Below are 19,379 nucleotides of genomic sequence, written 5' to 3'. Positions count from 1 at the left end.
GAAGATGCTCTGCATCACGGCTTCCCCACCACGTGCTCAGCCGCGCGCAAGCGACGTGCCGCGAGACGGCGGTAGATCATCGAAAACACCACCGGCACGAAAATCAGCGTGGCCAGCGTGCCGATCGTCAAGCCGCCGATCACCGCGCGCCCGAGCGGCGCATTCTGCTCACCGCCCTCGCCGAGACCGATCGCCATCGGCACCATGCCGATCACCATCGCGAGCGCCGTCATCAGCACCGGACGAAAACGCGTGAAGCCCGCTTCGATCGCCGCGCGCGTCGCGTCGCCGTGTTCGAGCAACTGCTCGCGCGCGAAGCTGATCACGAGAATCGAGTTGGCGGTGGCGATGCCGATACACATGATGGCGCCCGTGAGCGCGGGAATCGACAGCGTGGTGTGCGTGAGAAACAGCATCCACACGATGCCCGCGAGCGCGCCCGGCAGCGCGGTGATGATGATGAACGGATCGAGCCAGGACTGGAAATTCACCACAATCAGCAGATACACCAGCAGGATCGCGAACACGAGGCCCGCGAACAGGCCCGAAAACGAATCGTTCATGGTCTGCACCTGGCCGCGCACTTCGATGGTCGAGGTTTTGGGCAGATCGGCCTTGGCGTCGTCGATGATCTTGCGGATGTCGTCGGACACGCCGCCCAGATCGCGGCCGTCGGCGGTGCCGAAAATATCGATGGTGGTCTGCGCGTTGTAGTGCGTGAGCGTCGCGTTGCCCGCTTCGCGCCTCATGGTGGCGAGCGAGCCAAGAATGTTGCTGCGGCCGTTCGCGTTCAGTGGAATGTTCGCGAGGGATTGCAGCGAATCGATCGTGTATTGCGGCGCTTCCGTGATCACGTTGTAGCTCACACCATTGCGCGGATTGAGCCAGAACGTCGGCGTGGTTTGCTGGCTGCCCGACAGCGTGATCAGCAGATTGCTTGCGATATCGCGTTGCGAAAAGCCGGCTTGCTGCGCGCGCGTGCGGTCCACGTCGATAAAGATGCGCGGCAAGTCGGCGGGCTGCTGGATGCGCGCATCGACGAGACCGGGCACCGTGCGCAGCCGATTCAGCAACTTCGCGGCGAATACGCGATTGCCGGCCACGTCACGGCCAACGATCTGAATATCGATCGGCGACGGCATGCCGAAGTTGAGCGTTTGACTCACGATATCCGCGGGCAGAAAAGCGAACTGCACGCCGGGGAATTCGTCGGTAAGCGTGCGTCGCAACGTGCGCACGTAGCGCGCGCTCGGATGATGATCGGGATTGAGGGTGATCAGCACGTCCGCATCCGAGGTGCCGATCACGCCGGTGTTGCTGTACGAAAGGTTGATGCCCGAGACCGGCAAGCCGATGTTGTCGATGATCGAATGCAGCTCGCCCGGCGGTATCAACTGACGGATTCGCATATCGACACGATCGGTCACCACGGCGGTTTCCTCCACCCGCATGCCGGTTTTCGCGCGCAGATGCAGCGCGATGGTGCCTGCATCGACCGCCGGAAAAAAGTCGCGGCCGAGAAACGGCATCAGCAACATCGACGCTCCGCAGCAGACCAGAAACAGAGTCACGAACAGGCCCGGCCGCGCGACGCGCGCTTCGAGAAACACGCGATAGCGCTCGCGCAAGCGCGCGAAGCCGCCTTCGAATGCGTAGTGCACGCGCATGAACGGATTGCGCGTTTGCGCCGGCGCGTGATGCAGATCCGCCGGCTTGTGGTGATAACGCAGCAGGTATTTCGCGAGCGTCGGCACGAGCGTTCGCGAGAAGAAGTAGGACGCCAGCATCGCGAACACCACTGCCTCGGCGAGCGGAATGAACAGATAGTGCGCGACGCCCGTCAGCAGAAACATCGGCACGAAGACGATGCAGATGGACAACGTCGACACCAGAGTCGGAATGGCGATCTGATGTGCGCCGTCGAGAATCGCCTGCTCGAGCGTCTTGCCCTGCTCGAGTTGATGGCTGATGTTTTCGATCGCCACGGTCGCGTCGTCCACCAGAATGCCGACCGCGAGCGCGAGCCCGCCGAGCGTCATGATGTTGATGGTTTCGCCGAGCAGGGACAGCGCGATGATCGACGTGATCATCGACAGCGGAATCGACACGGCGATGATCAACGTGGCGCGCCAGTTGCCGAGAAACAGCAGAATCATCAGACCGGTGAGGCAGGCGGCGATCAGCGCTTCACGCAGCACGCCTTGCACGGAAGCACGCACGAACAGCGACTGATCGGCAACGGGATCGATATTCAGCGAAGCGGGCACGAGATTGCGCAGCGTCGGCATCATGGACTTGATGCGGTCGACGATTTCGAGCGTGGACGTGTTGCCGCTCTTGTTGATGGTCAGCAGCGCCGCGCGCTGGCCGTTCACGCGCACGATATTGGTTTGCGGCTGGAAACCGTCGCGCACGTGAGCGACGTCGCGAATATAAACGGTGCCGTTGGCCGTGGATTTGATCGGGATATTGTTCAGGCCTGCCAGCGAATCCGGACTACCGTTCATTTCCACCGAGTATTCGGTCGAGCCAATTTTCGCGGTGCCCGAGGGCAGGATCAGATTTTGTGCGGTGACTGCGTTGACCACATCCATCGGCGAAAGATTGCGCTCCTGCAGTTTGCGCGAATCGATATCGACCATGATCTGGCGCTGCTTGCCGCCGTACGGCAGCGGAGCAGACGCGCCCGGCACGGTGGCGAGCTGCGTCTTCAGGAAGTTGTTGCCGAAATCGTATAGCTCCTGCTCGGTGAGCGACGCGGACGACAGCGCGAGTCGCAAGATCGGCACGGTCGAGGCGTTGTAGCGCAGGATGTTCGGCGGCGTGATGCCGGGCGGCAGCGAGCGCAATTGCGTTTGCGACAATGCCGTGACTTCCGCCAGTGCTTCGTCGATATTCGCGTGCGGCTGGAAAAAGATCTTGATGACGGCGATGCCGTTCAGCGAGGTCGACTCTGTGTGTTCGATATCGTTGACCGCCACCGACAGCCCGCGCTCGTAGTTCAGCACGATGCGCTTTTCCATCTCGTCGGCGGGCAGGCCGTTATACGACCAGATCACCGAGAGCACGGGAATGTCGATATTGGGGAAGATGTCGGTGGGGGTGCGCAGGATCGTCAACGGTCCGACGATCAGCAATAGCAGGGCCAGGACGACAAACGTATACGGGCGCCGCAGCGCGAGACGAACGATCCACATGACTAGTCGAGCCGCTCAAGGCCGCGCAAGGCTGCGCCATCCAGGTGACCGATGAGGTGAACAAGACGCGCACCCCAGCGGTTCGGGCAGGCCGGCGCGGCGGTCCGATCGAGCAAATGGTCTAGTTGGTGCACGTTTTTGATATCTCACCCCGGCAGGGTTTATGATGGTCTCGTTGCGACGCGTTACGCTCCGAATCATCGGTCCAGCGCGCTGTAATGGGAATAGGGCGAAACAAGGGGTAAAGAGCCTTGAGTTCGCGTTTTCCTCGGCCCCGCAAAACGGGAACAATAATTCGAACCTTTCACGCGTATCACGCGCAGCAGATTGGGTGCGTATGCAACGTTATCGGCGGAGCGACGCTTTTATCATCACATTGACCGGCGCGAAATCATAAAGCCGGCTATGGGAGAAACGGGGAAACATCATGCAAATCGGTTCGATTGTCCGATCGGTGCATATCGCGGTGCCACAAGGCGCGCGCGGGATCGTCATGCGCATTCTCGGCGACATGGCCATGGTGGCGTGGTATGCCGGCGAGCCCGGCGTTTCGCAGCACCTGAATACTGAACCCTTTTTCCTTGAAGACCTGATCGATACGGGCGAGCAAGTCCGACCGTCGAGCGCGCAGATCCATTGAAGGCAGTTTGAGTGCAAGCCGTGTGCAAGTTGTAAGCAGCGGGTCGTTCCCGCAGTTCGTTCCGCTTGTGAGCCGTCGCCCTCGTCTTTGACGGCGGCGCGGCGCACAATGCGGGCATGAACGACGACATCCTCGATCCACAGGACAGCGCGAACAGCGCTGTGCCTTTCGCCCGGCTCAAGCCGGAAATCGTGCTCGACGCGCTCGACAGCGCGCTCAGCACAGTCGGTGTGCGCACCGACGGCCGTATGCTCCCGCTCAATAGCTACGAGAATCGCGTGTACCAGGTGGGCGTGGAAGACGGGCCGCCCGTGGTCGCGAAGTTCTACCGTCCCGAGCGCTGGAGCGACGCTGCCATCCTCGAAGAACATGCTTTCGTTGCCGATCTCGCCGCGCGCGAGATTCCGGTGGTGGCCGCGCGTGCCCTCGATGGCCGCACGCTGCATACCTTCGACGGCTTCCGTTTTTCCATCTTCGAGCGGCGCGGCGGCCGCGCGCCGGATCTCGACCGGCGCGACACGCTCGAATGGCTCGGGCGATTCATCGGCCGAATCCATGCGGTCGGCCAGACGCAGAATTACGCCGAACGTCCCATGCTCGACATCCACACCTTCGGCTACGAACCGCGCGACTTTCTGCTCGCACACCGTTTCGTGCCGGACGATGTGCGCACCGCGTGGGAAACAGTGGTGAATCTCGCGCTCGAAGGCGTGGAGCGCGCGTTCGAACGGGCCGGTGACATCCACATGTTGCGCATGCATGGCGACTGCCATCCGAGCAATGTGTTGTGGACCGACGCGGGGCCGCACTTCGTCGATTTCGACGACAGCCGCATGGGACCGGCGGTGCAGGATTTGTGGCTGTTGCTGCCGGGCGAGCGCGTCGAAGCGTCGCGTGCGCTGGCGGATCTGCTTGCCGGTTATGAGGACTTCTGCGACTTCGAGCCGCGCGAACTTTATCTGGTCGAAGCGTTGCGCACGCTGCGGCTGATTCATTATCAGGCGTGGCTCGCGCGTCGCTGGGACGATCCGGCTTTCCCCGCGGCGTTTCCGTGGTTCAACACGCAGCGTTACTGGGAAGAGCGCATTCTCGAGTTGCGCGAGCAACTCGGCGCGATGCAGGAAGGGCCGCTCTGGCCCGTTTGAGCGCGTGCGTTCTGACGCAGGCGCTCACGGCGCCTGCGCAGCAACACTCGACGACTCCACCAGCGTCGATCTGACGATCACCTCCGCTCGCACGTCGCGCCCAATCGCTTCGATCGCGGGACGCATCTGCGCGAAGTCTTGGGGCGTGCAGACGTCGCTATCGAAATGCGTGACGCCCTCGCGGGTCATCGTGACGACGTTGCTGAGCGAATCGAACGTGTACTGCGACTGGAAATCGACGAAGCGATCCTGGGTCCGTTTCGCCTCCGGCATGTCGAGCACGCGAAAATTGGCGGGCAATTCGATGCGCGCGCGTTCGTGCAATGCCAGGTTGTGACAGACGAACGGCTGCGTGCGCTGACGCTCGCCGAGCCAGTAACGCGTATCCGCTGCGAAGCCGCCGGCCAGACTCGTCAATGCTGGAATCGACGCCGCCGCGCCCGGCACCACGAGACTTTCCAGCGTGCCTTTCATCGTAATGACGAGCGGGCCGTCGGCGACACCGAGGTCATTGGTGGTGAGCGTCGCGGTGCCACGCAGGTTTGCGCTGCGCAGTTCCGCCTGAATCGACTCCTCGCGTTGCGCGGGCGTCTGCGTGCGCAACATCGCGCGCGCCTGTTCAGCCGAAGCGCCCGCCGCTTCCAACCGGTACGTGAAGCTCGCCGAGCCATCCGGTTCGACCTTGATCGACAGATCGGTGCTGCGTGTCATGAACGCGGTTGCCGGCGTGCGCGAGAGCACGCCCTCGCCGACGAGCACGGTGGGCCGGTTCATATCGGACGACGGCAGAAAACCGAACTCGGTATTCGCGGCGGTCGAGTCAACGTATTGCTGCAAATCCGGCAGCCACGTAATGATGTGATTGATGACGCCGTAGCCCGGCACGCTCGGCAGCGTGTAGATCGTGCCGCTGCTGATCAAGGCCGGCTCGTTGCGCACCCCGGCCGCGTCGAGCAGCGCGCCATACAGCGCCACGTGATCCTTGCAATCGCCGTAGCGGTTCGCGAGCACCGCGCTCGCGCTGTGCGGCACGACCGCGCCGCGTCCGACGTTGATCGCCACGTAGCGCACGTTGCGGCGCACCCAGTCGTACAGCGTCTTGGCCTTGTCGCGCGGCGTGCGGTCCTGCGCGGTGAGTTGTTGCGCGAGACGCGTGACGGCGGCGTCGTGCGCGCTCGGGTCCACGGCCGATTCGCGGTAGGTCGCGGCGAACGCGGCGTAGTCGGGGAAGGTCGAGACCATCAGCCGGTCGCCATACGAAACGTATGCAACCGAGCCGCGCTCCAGCCGGCTGAAGTGCGCCTTGTCGTAGTGATATTCGTAGCGCGTGCGGCCGTCGCGCGTCACGGGTTGCACGACGATGAAACCACGCGCGTCGGCATAAAGCGGCTTGTCGGCGGGCAGATCGTAGATCAGACGGAAGTTGTGCGTCGGCGCGAGATCGGGTGGTGTGAAGTCGCTGAATTCGCCGGGCACGATCGGCTGCTTCTGCGTCTTGCGATAGGTGAGACGCACGCGCGCGCCCGGTTCGACGGCGGGGAACACGATCACCTTTTCCTGGATGTCCTGGAACATGGGCGCGTCGAACGAGCGTGCTTCCTGAACATTGCGGATCTGTTCGGGCTGCACGTCGTGACGCACGCCGTCGGCAGTGATCGTGTAGGCCTCGAGGATCTGCACATCCGCCATGTTGCGGTTGAACCAGACGTATTGCTGCGCGACCCGCGTGACGCCGGCCTCGTTATTCACGTGCAGCGTCATCGAAACGAGCTTGGTGAAGGAGCCGTCGGCGTTGACGGTGAAGGTTTGCATCTCGCCTTCGTTGGTGTACGGATCGTCCAGTTTGGCCGGAACGCCCGCGCCCGCGCCGTGGATGCCGGCAAGCCAGCCGAGAGATGCAAGACAGACCAGGAAGGAGAGGCGCATGGCAGGCTGGTATCCGAACGTAACGTTGACGGGATCGCCGGTTAGGGTCGGTTTGCGCCGCGTAGATGTCAAGCGGATGCCGCGCGTAGCGATTGAACAAAATTCAAACGCTACAAGCCGCCCCGCCGGAAGCCGCGATTTCGCGCGCCGCCTTCGCGCCTTCGACCTGAAGCAAGGTCGGCAGCGAAACGCCGTTCTTGGCCGCCGTCACCTCGGCGAGAATCGACACCGCGATTTCGGGCGGCGTGCGGCTGCCGATATAAATCCCGACCGGTCCGTGCAAGCGGGCCAGCTCCGTATCGTTCAGATCGAACTCTTTGAGACGCTCGCGCCGCGCCTGATTATTCCTTCGCGAACCCAGCGCGCCGACGTAAAACGCCGGCGTTTTCAGCGCTTCCATCAGCGCGAGATCGTCGAGCTTCGGGTCGTGCGTCAGCGCGATGACGGCGCAGCGTTCGTCGAGCTTCATCTCGATCACGGTGTCGTCGGGCATGGTGCGCACGATCTTCGTGCCGGGGATGTTCCACTCCTCGGTGTACTCCTCACGCGGATCGCAGACGGTGACCTGGTAATCGAGCCCCACCGCGATATTGCACAGATAGCGCGACAACTGTCCCGCGCCGATCACGAGCATGCGGTAACGCGGACCGTGAATAGTCAACAGACGCTCGCCGTCGAAATGCACGCCGTCGGTTGCCTGCGCGTTTTCGATCCGCGAGGCGCCCGTCGTCATATCCACTTCGCGGGCCACGAGCCGCCCGTTCTCCACCGCGTTGCAGAGTTCGGCGATGCCGCTTTCCGGTGTCAGCGGTTCGAGCACCAACTGGATCGTGCCGCCGCACGGCAGGCCGAAGCGATGCGCTTCTTCCGCCGTGATGCCGTACTTGACCGCTTCCGGCCGCGTCTGCTCGATACCGCGCTGCCGCACGCGGTCGATCAGGTCGTCTTCGATGCAACCGCCCGATACCGAGCCCACCACGAGTCCATCGTCGCGCACCGCGAGCATCGCGCCCTCGGGACGCGGCGACGAGCCCCACGTCTTCACCACCGTCACCAGTAGCGCGCGATGTGCTTCTTCCAGCCAGCGAGCGCTGGACTTCAGGACTTCGAGATCCACGCTGTCCATGATTTCTTCCTTTTCGTTGCGTCGCCGCCGGACTCGCCGTCCGTGGCCTCATTCGATGCTGTATTGTGCGGCACCGCTTCATCTGCTGCATTTTCCCCGGCGTCCGGGGTCGCAGCGCCCTCACTGCCGCCGCTGACGTGGGCGCCGAAGCGTTTGAAGAATTCACCTGCAATTTTACGCGCGGCGCCGTCGACGAGCCGCGAGCCTATCTGCGCGAGCTTGCCGCCGACCTGCGCACTCGCCGTGTAACTGAGCTTGGTAGCGGCCTCACCGTCGGCTTCGAGCGAGACGTGCGCGTTGCCCTTGGCAAAGCCCGCGGCGCCGCCCTGGCCTTCGAATACGATGCTGTACGAGTTTGGCGCCTCGATGTCGGTCAGTTGCATGCGCCCCTTAAAGCGCGCCTTGACCGGCCCGACTGCGGCGCTCAGCGCCACCACATAGGCGTTTTCGCCGTCGGGGTCGATGCTTTCGCAACCCGGAATGCAGGCGCGCAGGACCTCGGTATCGTTCAGCGCGTCCCATGTGCGCTGCTGCGAAACGGGCAGCGTATGGGTTTCGGTCAATTCCATGATGTCGCTCCTGCGGTGCCCATGACGCCGGCACTGCGACGTGGCGCGCGCGTGAGTTGCGCGAGGTCGCGGCCGAACGCTGTCAGGCTGTCTAGATTATGAACCGGACGATGCGCGTCGACATAGGGCAGGATCGCCTGCACGCCGCGCGCTTTCGGGGAAAAGCCGCTGAAACGCAGCAGCGGATTGAGCCATATGATGCGGTGTGCGAAGCGGCGCAGGCGGGCCATCTCGGCGTCGAGTACGTTGATCGCTTCGTGATCGAGGCCGTCGGTGACGAGCAGCACCGTGGCCCGTCCGGTCAGCACGCGCCGCGCCCAGCGGCGGTTGAATTCGGCGAGCGCCGCGCCGATCCGCGTGCCGCCCGACCAGTCGACCACCTGCTCGGTGAGGGTCGCGATCGCCACGTCGGGATCGCGCTCGCGCAGCGCGCGCGTCGCGTTGGTGAGCCGCGTGCCGAACAGAAACACCTGCAAGCGTTCGCGCGACTGCAGCAGCGCGTGGCAGAAATAGAGCACCGCGCGCGAATAACTGCTCATCGAACCGGAGATGTCGAGCATCAGCACGAGCGGCGGTTTGCGCTCGACCACCGCGCGATACTTCCACACGGTCCAGTCGCCGCCCGCGCGCACCGCGTGCCGGGCGCTCGCGCGCAAGTCCGCATGCGTGCCATGCGACGCGGCTTTCAGACGACGCGTCGGCTCGGTGGCGAGCGGCAGACGCTGGCCGCGAATCAGATGACGCAAGGTGCGCCATTCATCGGCGGAAAGGGTGTCGAAATCGCGATGACGTAAGCGCTCTTCCGCGCTGAAGGTGACGTGCGCGTGCAGTTCGTGTTGCTCGGTTTCCTGCTGCGCTTTGCTATGCGGTGAGTTCGGCGCGCGCACGGCGAGCGCGTCGGCGAGACGGTTGTTGCGTTTGGGTGGCGGCAGGCCGTCGCGGACTTTCGGCAGAAGCAGCGCGCGCAGCTTGCCTTCCCAATCGGGATCGCGCCAGAACAGGTCGAATGCCGCGTTGAACAGATCGCGCTCGTCGGGCGCGGAGACTAGCGACGCGGCGAGGGCGGCGCGCACGTCGTCGCGGCGGCCGAGGTCGATCCAGTGCAGCGCGGCGAGCGCATCGACGGCTTGCGCGGGCGACATCGGCAAACCGGCGCCGCGCAGCACGCGCACGAAGTGGACGACGTTGCGGGCGAGCGTGGGCGTGTCGCCGAGTGGCGAGGCGGCGGTCTCGCCAGACGAGGCCGCCGCCACAACCCGTTTGCCGGGCTGGCCGATGCGTGAGCGATCGCCAGAAGCGTCGCGACGGCCGGCGTCGAGCCGCGGGCTATGGCCCGAGGCGTCGTCGTTGCCCGCGTCGATGGAGTTCGTCATGCTGGCTATCGAGGCGCCGCAAGACACTGCGCGATTTGCCCGGCATCGACGCGGGCCAGATCGTCCTGATACTTGAGCAGCACGCCGAGCGTGTTGTGCACGGATTGCGGATCGAGTTCCGTCACCGATAACGCTTCCAACGCGCGGCACCAGTCGATCGTTTCGGCGATACCAGGTGCCTTGAACAGATCCATGCCGCGCAGCCGATGCACGAAATCTACCGCCCGCCGCTGCAATTCCGCCGACGTTTGCGGCGCGCGAGCGGCAACGATCTCCAGTTCGCGATCGCGCTCGGGGTAACCGATCCATTGATACAGGCAACGGCGCTTCAGCGCGTCGTGTACTTCGCGCGTCCGGTTCGAGGTCATCACGACGAGCGGCGGCTGCTCCGCGCGAACCGTGCCGTATTCGGGAATCGATACCTGGAAGTCCGAAAGCAATTCCAGCAGAAAGGCTTCGAACGGTTCATCGGCACGGTCGATCTCGTCGATCAGCAACACGCGCCGTGCACCGGGATGATTTTCATCCGGCATCAACGCTTGCAGCAACGGTCGCTTCAGCAGGAATTCGCCGCGATACAAGGTGTCGTTATCGGGACGTTCGCCGGCGGCTTCGGCGAGACGCAGCGCCATGATCTGCCGCGGATAGTCCCACTCGTAGAGCGCGCTTGCCGTATCGAGACCTTCATAACATTGCAGGCGCAACATCGAGGTGCCGAGCATGCCCGCCGCAGCCTTGGCGAGCTCCGTCTTGCCGACGCCCGGCTCGCCTTCGACGAACAACGGCCGCTCCATGCGCAGCGCGAGATACAGCGCGGTCGCCAGTTCGCGGCTGGCGAAATAGCTTTGGGCGGCGAGTTGAGCGAGAGTGTCGTCGATTGAAGCGGGCTGCATGGTGTTCCTGAATCTGCGCAATGAAGCGATGCCAACGAAGCCAAGCCGCAGTCACGCACGGGAGCAAATGCGGCTGATGTGACCTGCGAGAGCGCAGATCACATCAGCCGCGAACAGCGAGGAAACGCTAACCGTTCGCCTTCGTCACCGCGCGCGCGGCCAGCACCGGAATCAGATGCGCGCGATAGTCGGCGCTCGCGTGCATGTCGGTGTTCAGATCGGCAGCCGACACGGTCACACCGCGGGCGGCTTCCGGCGTGAAGTTGGCCGAAAGCGCGCTCTCCAGTTCCGGCACACGAAACACCGACGACGCCGCGCCCGTCACCGCCACGCGCACACCGCTCGCAAACTTCGCGACGAACACGCCGACCAGCGCAAAGTGCGAAGCAGGGTTGCGGAATTTCTCGTACGCCGCGCGCTCGGGCACTGGAAACTCCACCGCGACGATCAGCTCGTCGGGCGCCAACGCCGTTTCGTACATGCCGACGAAGAAGTCGCTCGATGCGATGCGCCGCCGATCCGTGACGATGGTCGCGTCCAACCCCACGGCTGCCGCCGGATAACACGCGGCCGGGTCGTTGTTGGCGAGCGAGCCGCCAAGGGTGCCGAGCGCGCGCACCTGGCGATCGCCGATGTGCGCGGCGAGATCCGCGAGGCCCGGCAAGACACGCCGAAGTTCCGCGTGATCCGCCACATCGGCGTGACAGACGGCGGCGCCGATCGTCACCGTTTTTGTGTCGACGGTGATCGACTTCAGCGCGGGGATGCGCGTCACGTCGATCAGTTGCGACGGCTGCGCGAGACGCAGCCGCATGGTGGGCAGCAGGCTTTGACCGCCGGCCAGAAACTTCGCGTCACTGTCGGCGGTGAGGCTGGCGGCGGCCGCTTTGGGATCCGTCGCGCGTTGATACTCGAATGAATACATGTCGAATGCTCCGCTCAGGATCTCAATGGGGTTGCTTGGCCGCGTGAATCGCGGACCACACGCGATGCGGCGTCGCCGGCATTTGCAGGTCGGTCACGCCGAGCGGCGCGAGCGCGTCGAGGATCGCGTTGATCACCGCCGGCGGCGAGCCGATCGCGCCCGCTTCGCCGCAGCCTTTCACGCCGAGCGGATTGTGCGTGCACGGCGTGCCCTTGACGGTTTCGACGGTGAAGTTCGGCAGATCGGACGCATGCGGCATCGCATAATCCATGTACGAGCCCGACAGCAATTGGCCGCTCTCGTTGTCGTACACGCAGCGCTCCAGCATCGCCTGGCCGATGCCCTGAGCGAGCCCGCCATGCACCTGTCCTTCGACGATCATCGGATTGATCACGTTGCCGAAATCGTCGACCGCGGTGAACTGCTGGATCCGGCACACACCCGTTTCCGGATCGACTTCGATCTCGCAGATGTACGCGCCGGACGGATAAGTGAAGTTGGTCGGATCGTAAAACGCGCTTTCTTCGAGGCCCGGTTCGAGCACGTCGAGCGGATAGTTGTGCGGCACGTAGGCGGCGAGCGAGATGTCGGCGAACGCCTTGGTGCGATCCGTGCCTGCCACGCGGAATACGCCGTCCTTGAACTCGATGTCTTCCGCCGCGGCTTCGAGCAGATGTGCGGCGATCTTCTTCGCCTTGGTTTCGATCTTGTCGAGCGCCTTCATGATCGCCGAGCCGCCGACCGCGATCGAACGCGAGCCGTACGTGCCCATGCCGAACGGAATGCGGCCGGTGTCGCCGTGGACGATCTCGACGCTTTCCAGCGCGATGCCCAGCCGGTCAGCCACCACTTGCGCGAAGGTCGTCTCGTGTCCCTGGCCGTGACTATGCGAGCCCGTGAACACGGTGACCGACCCGGTGGGATGCACGCGAATCTGACCGACTTCGAACAGGCCGGCCCGCGCGCCCAACGCGCCCGCTATATTCGACGGTGCGAGACCGCATGCCTCGATGTAGCACGAGTAGCCGAGGCCGCGCAGTTTGCCGTTCTTTTCGGATTCCTGTTTGCGCGCTGCGAAGCCTTTGACATCCGCGAGTTCGAGCGAACGGGCGAGGATGGTTTCGTAGTCGCCGGTATCGTAAGTGAGGCCGACCGGCGTCGCATATGGAAACTCGCGGATGAAGTTGCGGCGGCGAATCTCCGCCGGATCGAGTTTCATCTCACGCGCGGCCGTTTCCACCAAACGCTCAACGACGTATGTCGCTTCGGGGCGGCCCGCGCCGCGATAGGCATCGACGGGAACGGTGTTGGTGAAGACCGCTTTTACTTCCGCGTAGATCGCGGGCGTGGCGTACTGACCGGCGAGCAGCGTGGCGTACAGAATGGTCGGCACGCTCGACGCGAACGTGGACAGATACGCGCCCATGTTGGCGGTCGTGTGGATACGCATGCCGAGGAACTTGCCGTCCGCGTCCATGGCCAGTTCGGCCTTGGTCACGTGATCGCGGCCGTGCGCGTCCGAGACGAACGCTTCTGAGCGCTCGGCTGTCCATTTCACCGGACGGCGGATTTTCTTCGACGCCCAGGTCAGCGCGACGTCTTCCGCGTACAGGAAAATTTTCGAGCCGAAGCCGCCGCCGACGTCCGGCGCGATCACCCGCAGTTTCGATTCCGGCAGCGACAGCACGAACGCGGCCATCAGCAGGCGCTCCACGTGCGGATTCTGATTCGCGACGTAGAGCGTGTAGCTGTCGTCCTGCACCGAATAGCTCGCGTTGACCGCGCGCGGTTCGATCGCGTTCGGGACCAGACGGTTATTGACGATGTCGAGCGTGGTGACGTGCGCGGCTTTGGCGAAGGCGGCGTCGGTGGCGGCTTTGTCGCCGTGGCCCCAGTTGTAGCAGATGTTGTCCGGCACTTCGTCGTGCACGGCCGGTTGACCGGCGTCGGCCGCATGCGCGGTGTCCACCACGGCCGGCAGCACGTCGTAATCGACTTCGATCAGTTCGGCAGCGTCTTTCGCGGCCTTGATCGAATCGGCGATCACGAGCGCGACCTGATCGCCGACGTGACGCACTTTCGTGTGCGCGATGATCGGATGCGGCGGCTCGTTCATCGGCTTGCCGTCGGTGCTATGGATCAGCCACCCGCACGGCAGGCCGCCGACGTTGTCCGCCGCCATGTCCGCTCCAGTGAAGATCGCGACCACGCCGGGCGACTGTTTGGCCGCGGCGGTGTCGATGCTGTTGATCTTCGCGTGCGCGTGGGGCGAGCGCAGGAATATCGCGTAAGTCTGCTGGGGCAGGACGATGTCGTCCGTGTACTGGCCGTTGCCGGTGAGGAAACGATAGTCTTCCTTACGTTCGACGGAAGCGCCAATCAGGTGAGTGTCGGGTGCGTTCATCGTCGGCTCCTCAGGCGTTGGCCGGTGCGGTGGCTTGCGCGTTGGCATTTGCCGCGTCGGCGGACTTCATGCCCTCGGCGCCTTCGAGCACGGCTTTCACGATGTTGTGATAACCCGTACAGCGGCACAGATTGCCGTCGAGTTGGGCGCGCACGTCGTCGCCGGTGAGATCCGGTTGGCGTTGGACCAGTGAGACCGCGCTCATCACCATGCCGGGCGTGCAGAAGCCGCACTGCAGGCCGTGGCAGTGTTTGAAGGCCGTCTGCATGGGGTGGAGTGCGCCGTCTTTGGCGAGCCCTTCGATGGTGGTGATTTCCGCGCCTTCCGCTTGCACCGCGAGCATGTTGCAGGATTTGATCGCGCGTCCGTTCAGGTGGACTGTGCATGCGCCGCATTGGGCCGTGTCGCAGCCGATGTGCGTGCCTGTCAGGCGGAGTTGGTCGCGAAGGAACTGGACTAGCAGGGTGCCAGGGTCGATTGACGCGCTGATGGGCGCGCCGTTCACCGTCAGACTGATGCTGATCGCCATGAAGTTGTCTCCTTGATGGGGTGAGACCGGACCTTTTGCTTTTTCTTTTGTTGCCTGTTTCGCGGGGTCCGATTGGGGTGCTTCGGTTTTTTATAAGGCTGCCGAAAAGTAAAGCACAAATTGGGCTGGGGCGCTATGAGGGGTTTTTTGCGCGGGGCGCTTTTTGGTTGTGATTCTAGGGTGTTGGCCTTTCCTTGAATTCTTTGAGGCGTATTAGCGTTGCCCCTGTGCGAGGCAATGCTAATAGATCCCACTGGTGCCCGCCGACGTCCACCCAAAAACCGCAAACCCCACTGTCGCCTTGCCTGCAAACTAGCTCGACGAACGAAGCCTAAGTTGGTAGAGCGCCACCGTGCAAACCGGAAACCGGACTTGCCTATCCCGGCAGTTTTTCCGAGACAACCCACACAACCGGATCGGACATCGAGCACTCCACCGAGCCGGCCCGGCTAGATGTGATGACTTCGATCGACCGTCCGCCGTGCTCGTGAAACGTAATGTCATAGACATCACGCCAAAGACCTTTGCCGATCTTCTCCGAGGCAACGCGAACCGCATGGGTTTTCGATTCGTCCAGCCTGGCCGGATCGGTTATCCCCGCGTTTTTCAGATACACGATTGCGACATTAGTGGGCCAGCTCTTGCATCCGAGGGGCGAGCCCGCGAAGCAGAGGGCGGGGGCCGCCAGTGCGAGGGCGGCAACGAACGGAAGTATCTTCATTGCGTTACGATCAGCGTGTGATCGCCGCTCGCCCATATGTGTTGACGGTTGTTCATGCCGGCAATGATGCAGCCATTTGAAGCCTGTCCCGGATGGACGCTACTATCGCCGTGAATCAGAAAACCCGAGCGGCCGAACGTGACCGTACCCGTTTGTGGGGACAGCCGCAGTGTGTAAGGTCCGGCATGCGGGTGCGTGAACGGCGGGCCTATTGTCCATGCGCCGCGAGGAATCGGGCCGATACCTTCCTGCATTTGCGCAGAGGGATTATTTTTTCCCGGCCCGACCCCAGAGTATGCGGCGGGCGTTAACGAGTTTCCATCATGAGATATAACGCCAGTCGCCTGGCTGTACTTCCACGCCATTTGCCAGCCTCATTTTCAAGTGAAAGTCGCGATACTACTGGCTCTGGCGTCTCAAAAATGCAATTAATCCAGAATTTGGCGGTTAGCAATGCGTGGGCGTATTTAAGATATGCCATTTGATTCAATCATGAGCCACGCGTCGATTAAACGGTTAGCCGCATCAATCGATGCTCCAGCGTTCACACCCGGTTACGACTGCTGGCCTTCTCATTCTCGTGTAACGCATTTAGACGAGCTATGAAAAGGCCGCCACCCGAAAACAAGAAAACCGTCTCCCGCGTGGAGTGAACAAAATCACTTACTCAACTTGGAGTGCCGCCGAGAATAGCCAAAATAAATCACCATCCCAACCAGCAACCAAACCACAAACGCGACCCACGTAACAGCCTGAAGATTAACCATCAAAAACAGACAGGCGGCCACCGCCAAAACCGGCACAACCGGCACCCCAGGACACCGAAACGCCCTCGGCAAATCGGGGTGCGTTTTCCGCAAAACGAGCACCGCGATCGACACCATCGAAAACGCGGCCAGCGTGCCGATATTGATCAGCTCAGCCAACACATTCAACGGCACGAGCGCCCCGATCAACCCAAAGAAAATCCCAACGAGCCACGTAGTAAAAAACGGCGTAGCAAACCGCGGATGCACCCGCGACAGCCGCTCAGGCAACAACCCATCCCGCGACATCGCGAAAATCACCCGTGTCTGCCCGTAAGCCATCACCAGAATCACCGTCAGCATGCCCAGCACGGCGCCAAGGTCGATAAACCCCGCGACCCACTTCTCACCAGCAACCTGCAACGCATACGACACCGGATGCGAAATATTCGCAAATTGCGCCGACGGCACGATGCCAGTCACCACCGCGGCCACCGCTACATACAACACTGCGCAAACGCCCAACGACGCAATGATCCCGATCGGCAGATCGCGCTTCGGATCTTTCACCTCTTCCGCGGCGGACGACACCGAATCGAATCCGATGAACGCGAAGAACATCACCGCCGCTGCGCCGAACACGCCGTTCCAGCCGTTCGGCATGAACGGATGCCAGTTGGCCGGTGTGACGTGAAACACGCCCACGCCGATCACCAGCAACACCACCACGACCTTGATCGCGACCATGATGTTGTTGATCCGCGCCGACTCGCGCACGCCGACCGACAACAGCGCGGTGATCGCCATCATCACGAGGAAGGCGGGCAGGTTGAAGAGCGTGTCATGACCGGGCAACGCGCCCGGCGCCGCCGTCAGCGCGACCGGCAAGGACACGCCGAAGCCGGACAGCAACGATTGCAGATAGCCCGACCAGCCCACCGACACCGCGGAGGTGGCCAGCCCATACTCGAGCATCAAGTCCCAGCCGATGATCCACGCGGCCAGTTCGCCGAGCGTCGCATACGAATAGGTGTAGATCGACCCGGCCACTGGGATCGTCGAGGCGAATTCGGCGTAGGCGAGCGCGGCAAAGCCGCAGGCGATCGCCGCGATCAGGAACGAGATCATCAGCGCCGGGCCGGCCTGCACGGCGCCCGTGCCGGTCAGCACGAAAATGCCGGTGCCGATAATGGCGCCGACTCCAAGGAAGGTCAGGTCGAGCGCGCCGAGCGCTTTTTTCAGGCCGGCGTTCTGAGCACTCGCGGCGATCATGTGCTCGACGTTCTTTTTGCGGAACAGGGACATTGGCGGGGTCTCCAGTAGTGCACGCGTGTTGCGCGCCGAATGTCGGGAAAACCCGCGATTTTAACGGATGCATGCCCTTGCACCGTGCTGGGACGTGCATTTCAGGGCCGATGCGCCGGGCTGAAAATCTCCGGCAAAGATGATCCGCGCGGCGCGTTCGTCCGCGGGACGGGCAATGGCCGCAAAGCTTTCGCTCGATGCGCGGTCAGCCGGGCGGGAATCGCTTCCTGGCGGTGAGTTCCGGTAAGGGCAAGCTATTCGGCGACACAACGTCGCGCCGATGGCGAACGGCTGTCAGCCCGCCATCGCCGGATTCAGATCGATGAGCCGGTTGCTCATCACATAGAACGTCAGTTCGGCGTTATTGCGCAGCTTCATTTTCTCGAGCAGCCGGGTGCGGTACACGCTGACCGTTTTCACCGACAGCGAGAGCGCGACGGCAATATCCGTCAGCCGCTTGCCCGACGCGAGCATGCACAGCGTCTGATATTCGCGGTCGGAGAGCTTTTCGTGCGGCAACTGTTCGCCGTCGAAGGAAACGTAGTCGGCGAGCGCCTCGGCCATCGCCGGGCTCACGTATTTGCGGCCCGCCGCTACCTGCTTGATCGCGCTGATCATCTGCGCGGCGTCGACGGTTTTCGACAGGTAGCCGGCGGCGCCAGCCTTCAGGGCGCGCACGGCATACTGGTCCTCGCGGTACATGGAGAACATCAGCACGGCCGCGCGCGGCGCCTTGCGCTTCATGCGTTTGAGCACTTCGACGCCGTTCATGTCGGGCAGCGAAATGTCCAGCAGCACCACGTCGTAGGCGTGCCGGGCGGCGGCGTCGAGCGCTTCGGCGCCGCTTTGCGCTTCGGTGACTTCGCGCGCCACGCCGCGGTCGAGCAGCAACTGGCGGACGCCCTGGCGAACCACCGCGTGGTCGTCGGCGAGCAGAATGCGCAGACTCATGATGGCGTACTCACGATTGCAGCGCGTGCCGGGCCGCGCGTGGCGCGTGCGCCAGCATCGCGTCCCAGGCAAAACGCGCGCGAACGAGGGTGCCGCGCGACGCCTTGCCGTTCTCGTTGTTCTCGCTGCGCTCCGAACCGGCGCGCCGGGCGCTCACGCGCAGCGTGCCGTCGAAAGCCGCGCAACGCGCCTGCATACCGCTCAGGCCGAAATGGCGGAAATGGCTAAGGCGGCTGCCGGCGTTACGCGTGACGCCGACACCGTCGTCGCTGATGATCAGCGTGAGGTGACGGCGGCTGGTTTCGATCCGCACGTCGGCGGATTCGGCGCGCGCGTGCTTGGCGATATTGTTCAGCGCTTCCTGCGCGACGCGGAACACGGCCAGCGCGGCGTCGGCGGGAAGCCGCGTGAGACGCACGTCGGCGGCGCACACAAAGCTCGTGCGCAATTGCGTGCGTGCGGCGAAGTCGCCGGTCCAATGGGCCAGCGCGCCGACAATGCCGGACTCGAGCGACGGCGCATGCAATTCCGCGACAGCCTGGCGGCTGGCCTCGCACACGGCGTCGAGCGACCGGTTCGCCACGGCGAGCGCGGCGGCGCACTGCGGCGGCGCGTCGGCGGGCAGCCAGGTTTCGACGCCGGCAAGCGCGAAACGTGTCGCCGTCAGTTCGGCGCCGACGCCATCGTGCAACTCACGCGCCACGTGCCGGCAAGCGGCTTCCTGCGCCTGAACCAGCTCGGCCGAGAGTTCGCGCACCCGGGCGCGCAGCCGCGCAAGTTCCCGATCGGCCGGCGAAGTCAGCGCAACCGGCTCGGCCGCGGCGCGCGCGTCGAATCCGTCACGTGCCGGTGACGAAGCAAGAGGGGCGGTGAACGCGACAACAGTCGACGTATCCATGACTTTCCCTGTCAGGAAGCGCTGTGGACAG

General features: G+C 63.4%; 16 protein-coding genes. 2 read left to right on the top strand and 14 right to left on the bottom strand.

Annotation, left to right across the window (positions count from 1 at the left end):
- Nucleotides 1-14: 14 nt before the first annotated feature.
- The gene (locus tag B0G75_RS07475; RefSeq protein WP_106302675.1) at nt 15-3,197 is read right to left on the bottom strand and encodes an efflux RND transporter permease subunit; all 3,183 of its coding nucleotides are present in this window, start codon (nt 3,195-3,197) and stop codon (nt 15-17) included.
- 427 nt (nt 3,198-3,624) lie between these two features.
- Here B0G75_RS07475 and B0G75_RS07470 point away from each other — a divergent pair, with 427 nt between their 5' ends.
- Nucleotides 3,625-3,837 (top strand): hypothetical protein, encoded by a 213-nt coding sequence (locus tag B0G75_RS07470; RefSeq protein WP_012431429.1) that lies wholly within the window; start codon nt 3,625-3,627, stop codon nt 3,835-3,837.
- A 116-nt stretch (nt 3,838-3,953) separates the two neighbouring features.
- Nucleotides 3,954-4,982, top strand: a complete 1,029-nt coding sequence (locus B0G75_RS07465) for a serine/threonine protein kinase (protein WP_106302672.1) — start codon at nt 3,954-3,956, stop codon at nt 4,980-4,982.
- 24 nt (nt 4,983-5,006) lie between these two features.
- Here the strand turns inward: B0G75_RS07465 and B0G75_RS07460 are convergent, their stop codons facing one another.
- The 13 genes from B0G75_RS07460 to B0G75_RS07400 all read right to left on the bottom strand — a co-directional run bounded on the left by B0G75_RS07460 (nt 5,007) and on the right by B0G75_RS07400 (nt 19,348).
- Nucleotides 5,007-6,908, bottom strand: coding sequence for a DUF3857 and transglutaminase domain-containing protein (locus B0G75_RS07460; RefSeq protein ID WP_106302669.1), 1,902 nt, complete (start codon nt 6,906-6,908; stop codon nt 5,007-5,009).
- Nucleotides 6,909-7,011: 103 nt separating this feature from the next.
- Nucleotides 7,012-8,034, bottom strand: coding sequence for an XdhC family protein (locus B0G75_RS07455; protein ID WP_106302666.1), 1,023 nt, complete (start codon nt 8,032-8,034; stop codon nt 7,012-7,014).
- Nucleotides 8,007-8,603, bottom strand: coding sequence for a CoxG family protein (locus tag B0G75_RS07450; protein ID WP_106302663.1), 597 nt, complete (start codon nt 8,601-8,603; stop codon nt 8,007-8,009). The genes B0G75_RS07455 and B0G75_RS07450 overlap by 28 nt, the downstream gene beginning before the upstream one ends.
- Entirely contained in the window at nt 8,594-9,976 is a 1,383-nt protein-coding gene (locus tag B0G75_RS07445; RefSeq protein WP_258194244.1) for a VWA domain-containing protein, read from the bottom strand. Before B0G75_RS07445 ends, B0G75_RS07450 begins: the two co-directional genes overlap by 10 nt.
- 5 nt (nt 9,977-9,981) lie before the next feature.
- A complete protein-coding gene (locus tag B0G75_RS07440; protein WP_106302660.1) occupies nt 9,982-10,869 on the bottom strand; it encodes a MoxR family ATPase in 888 nt (295 codons plus the stop codon).
- A 127-nt stretch (nt 10,870-10,996) separates the two neighbouring features.
- Nucleotides 10,997-11,794, bottom strand: a complete 798-nt coding sequence (locus tag B0G75_RS07435; RefSeq protein ID WP_106302657.1) for a xanthine dehydrogenase family protein subunit M — start codon at nt 11,792-11,794, stop codon at nt 10,997-10,999.
- Nucleotides 11,795-11,816: 22 nt separating this feature from the next.
- Nucleotides 11,817-14,198, bottom strand: coding sequence for a xanthine dehydrogenase family protein molybdopterin-binding subunit (locus B0G75_RS07430; RefSeq protein WP_106302654.1), 2,382 nt, complete (start codon nt 14,196-14,198; stop codon nt 11,817-11,819).
- A gap of 10 nt (nt 14,199-14,208) precedes the next feature.
- Nucleotides 14,209-14,727, bottom strand: coding sequence for a (2Fe-2S)-binding protein (locus B0G75_RS07425; protein WP_106302651.1), 519 nt, complete (start codon nt 14,725-14,727; stop codon nt 14,209-14,211).
- 376 nt (nt 14,728-15,103) lie between these two features.
- Complete coding sequence (locus B0G75_RS07420; RefSeq protein ID WP_258194243.1) at nt 15,104-15,343, bottom strand: hypothetical protein; 240 nt, start codon at nt 15,341-15,343, stop codon at nt 15,104-15,106.
- Between the two features lie 101 nt (nt 15,344-15,444).
- Nucleotides 15,445-15,813: a tlde1 domain-containing protein gene (locus tag B0G75_RS07415; RefSeq protein ID WP_106302645.1), complete on the bottom strand. Its 369-nt coding sequence runs from the start codon at nt 15,811-15,813 to the stop codon at nt 15,445-15,447.
- A 294-nt stretch (nt 15,814-16,107) separates the two neighbouring features.
- Nucleotides 16,108-17,499 (bottom strand): amino acid permease, encoded by a 1,392-nt coding sequence (locus B0G75_RS07410; protein WP_106302642.1) that lies wholly within the window; start codon nt 17,497-17,499, stop codon nt 16,108-16,110.
- Between the two features lie 294 nt (nt 17,500-17,793).
- Nucleotides 17,794-18,450 (bottom strand): response regulator transcription factor RqpR, encoded by a 657-nt coding sequence (rqpR, locus tag B0G75_RS07405; RefSeq protein ID WP_012431442.1) that lies wholly within the window; start codon nt 18,448-18,450, stop codon nt 17,794-17,796.
- A gap of 10 nt (nt 18,451-18,460) precedes the next feature.
- Nucleotides 18,461-19,348, bottom strand: a complete 888-nt coding sequence (locus B0G75_RS07400) for a sensor histidine kinase (protein WP_106302639.1) — start codon at nt 19,346-19,348, stop codon at nt 18,461-18,463.
- Between the last annotated feature and the right edge of the window lie 31 nt (nt 19,349-19,379).

It is taken from the genome of Paraburkholderia sp. BL18I3N2 (genome assembly GCF_003001875.1).
GTDB lineage: Bacteria > Pseudomonadota > Gammaproteobacteria > Burkholderiales > Burkholderiaceae > Paraburkholderia > Paraburkholderia phytofirmans.
Note: the sequence above shows the minus strand (reverse complement) of the source record. Positions and strands in the feature narration are given on the sequence as shown.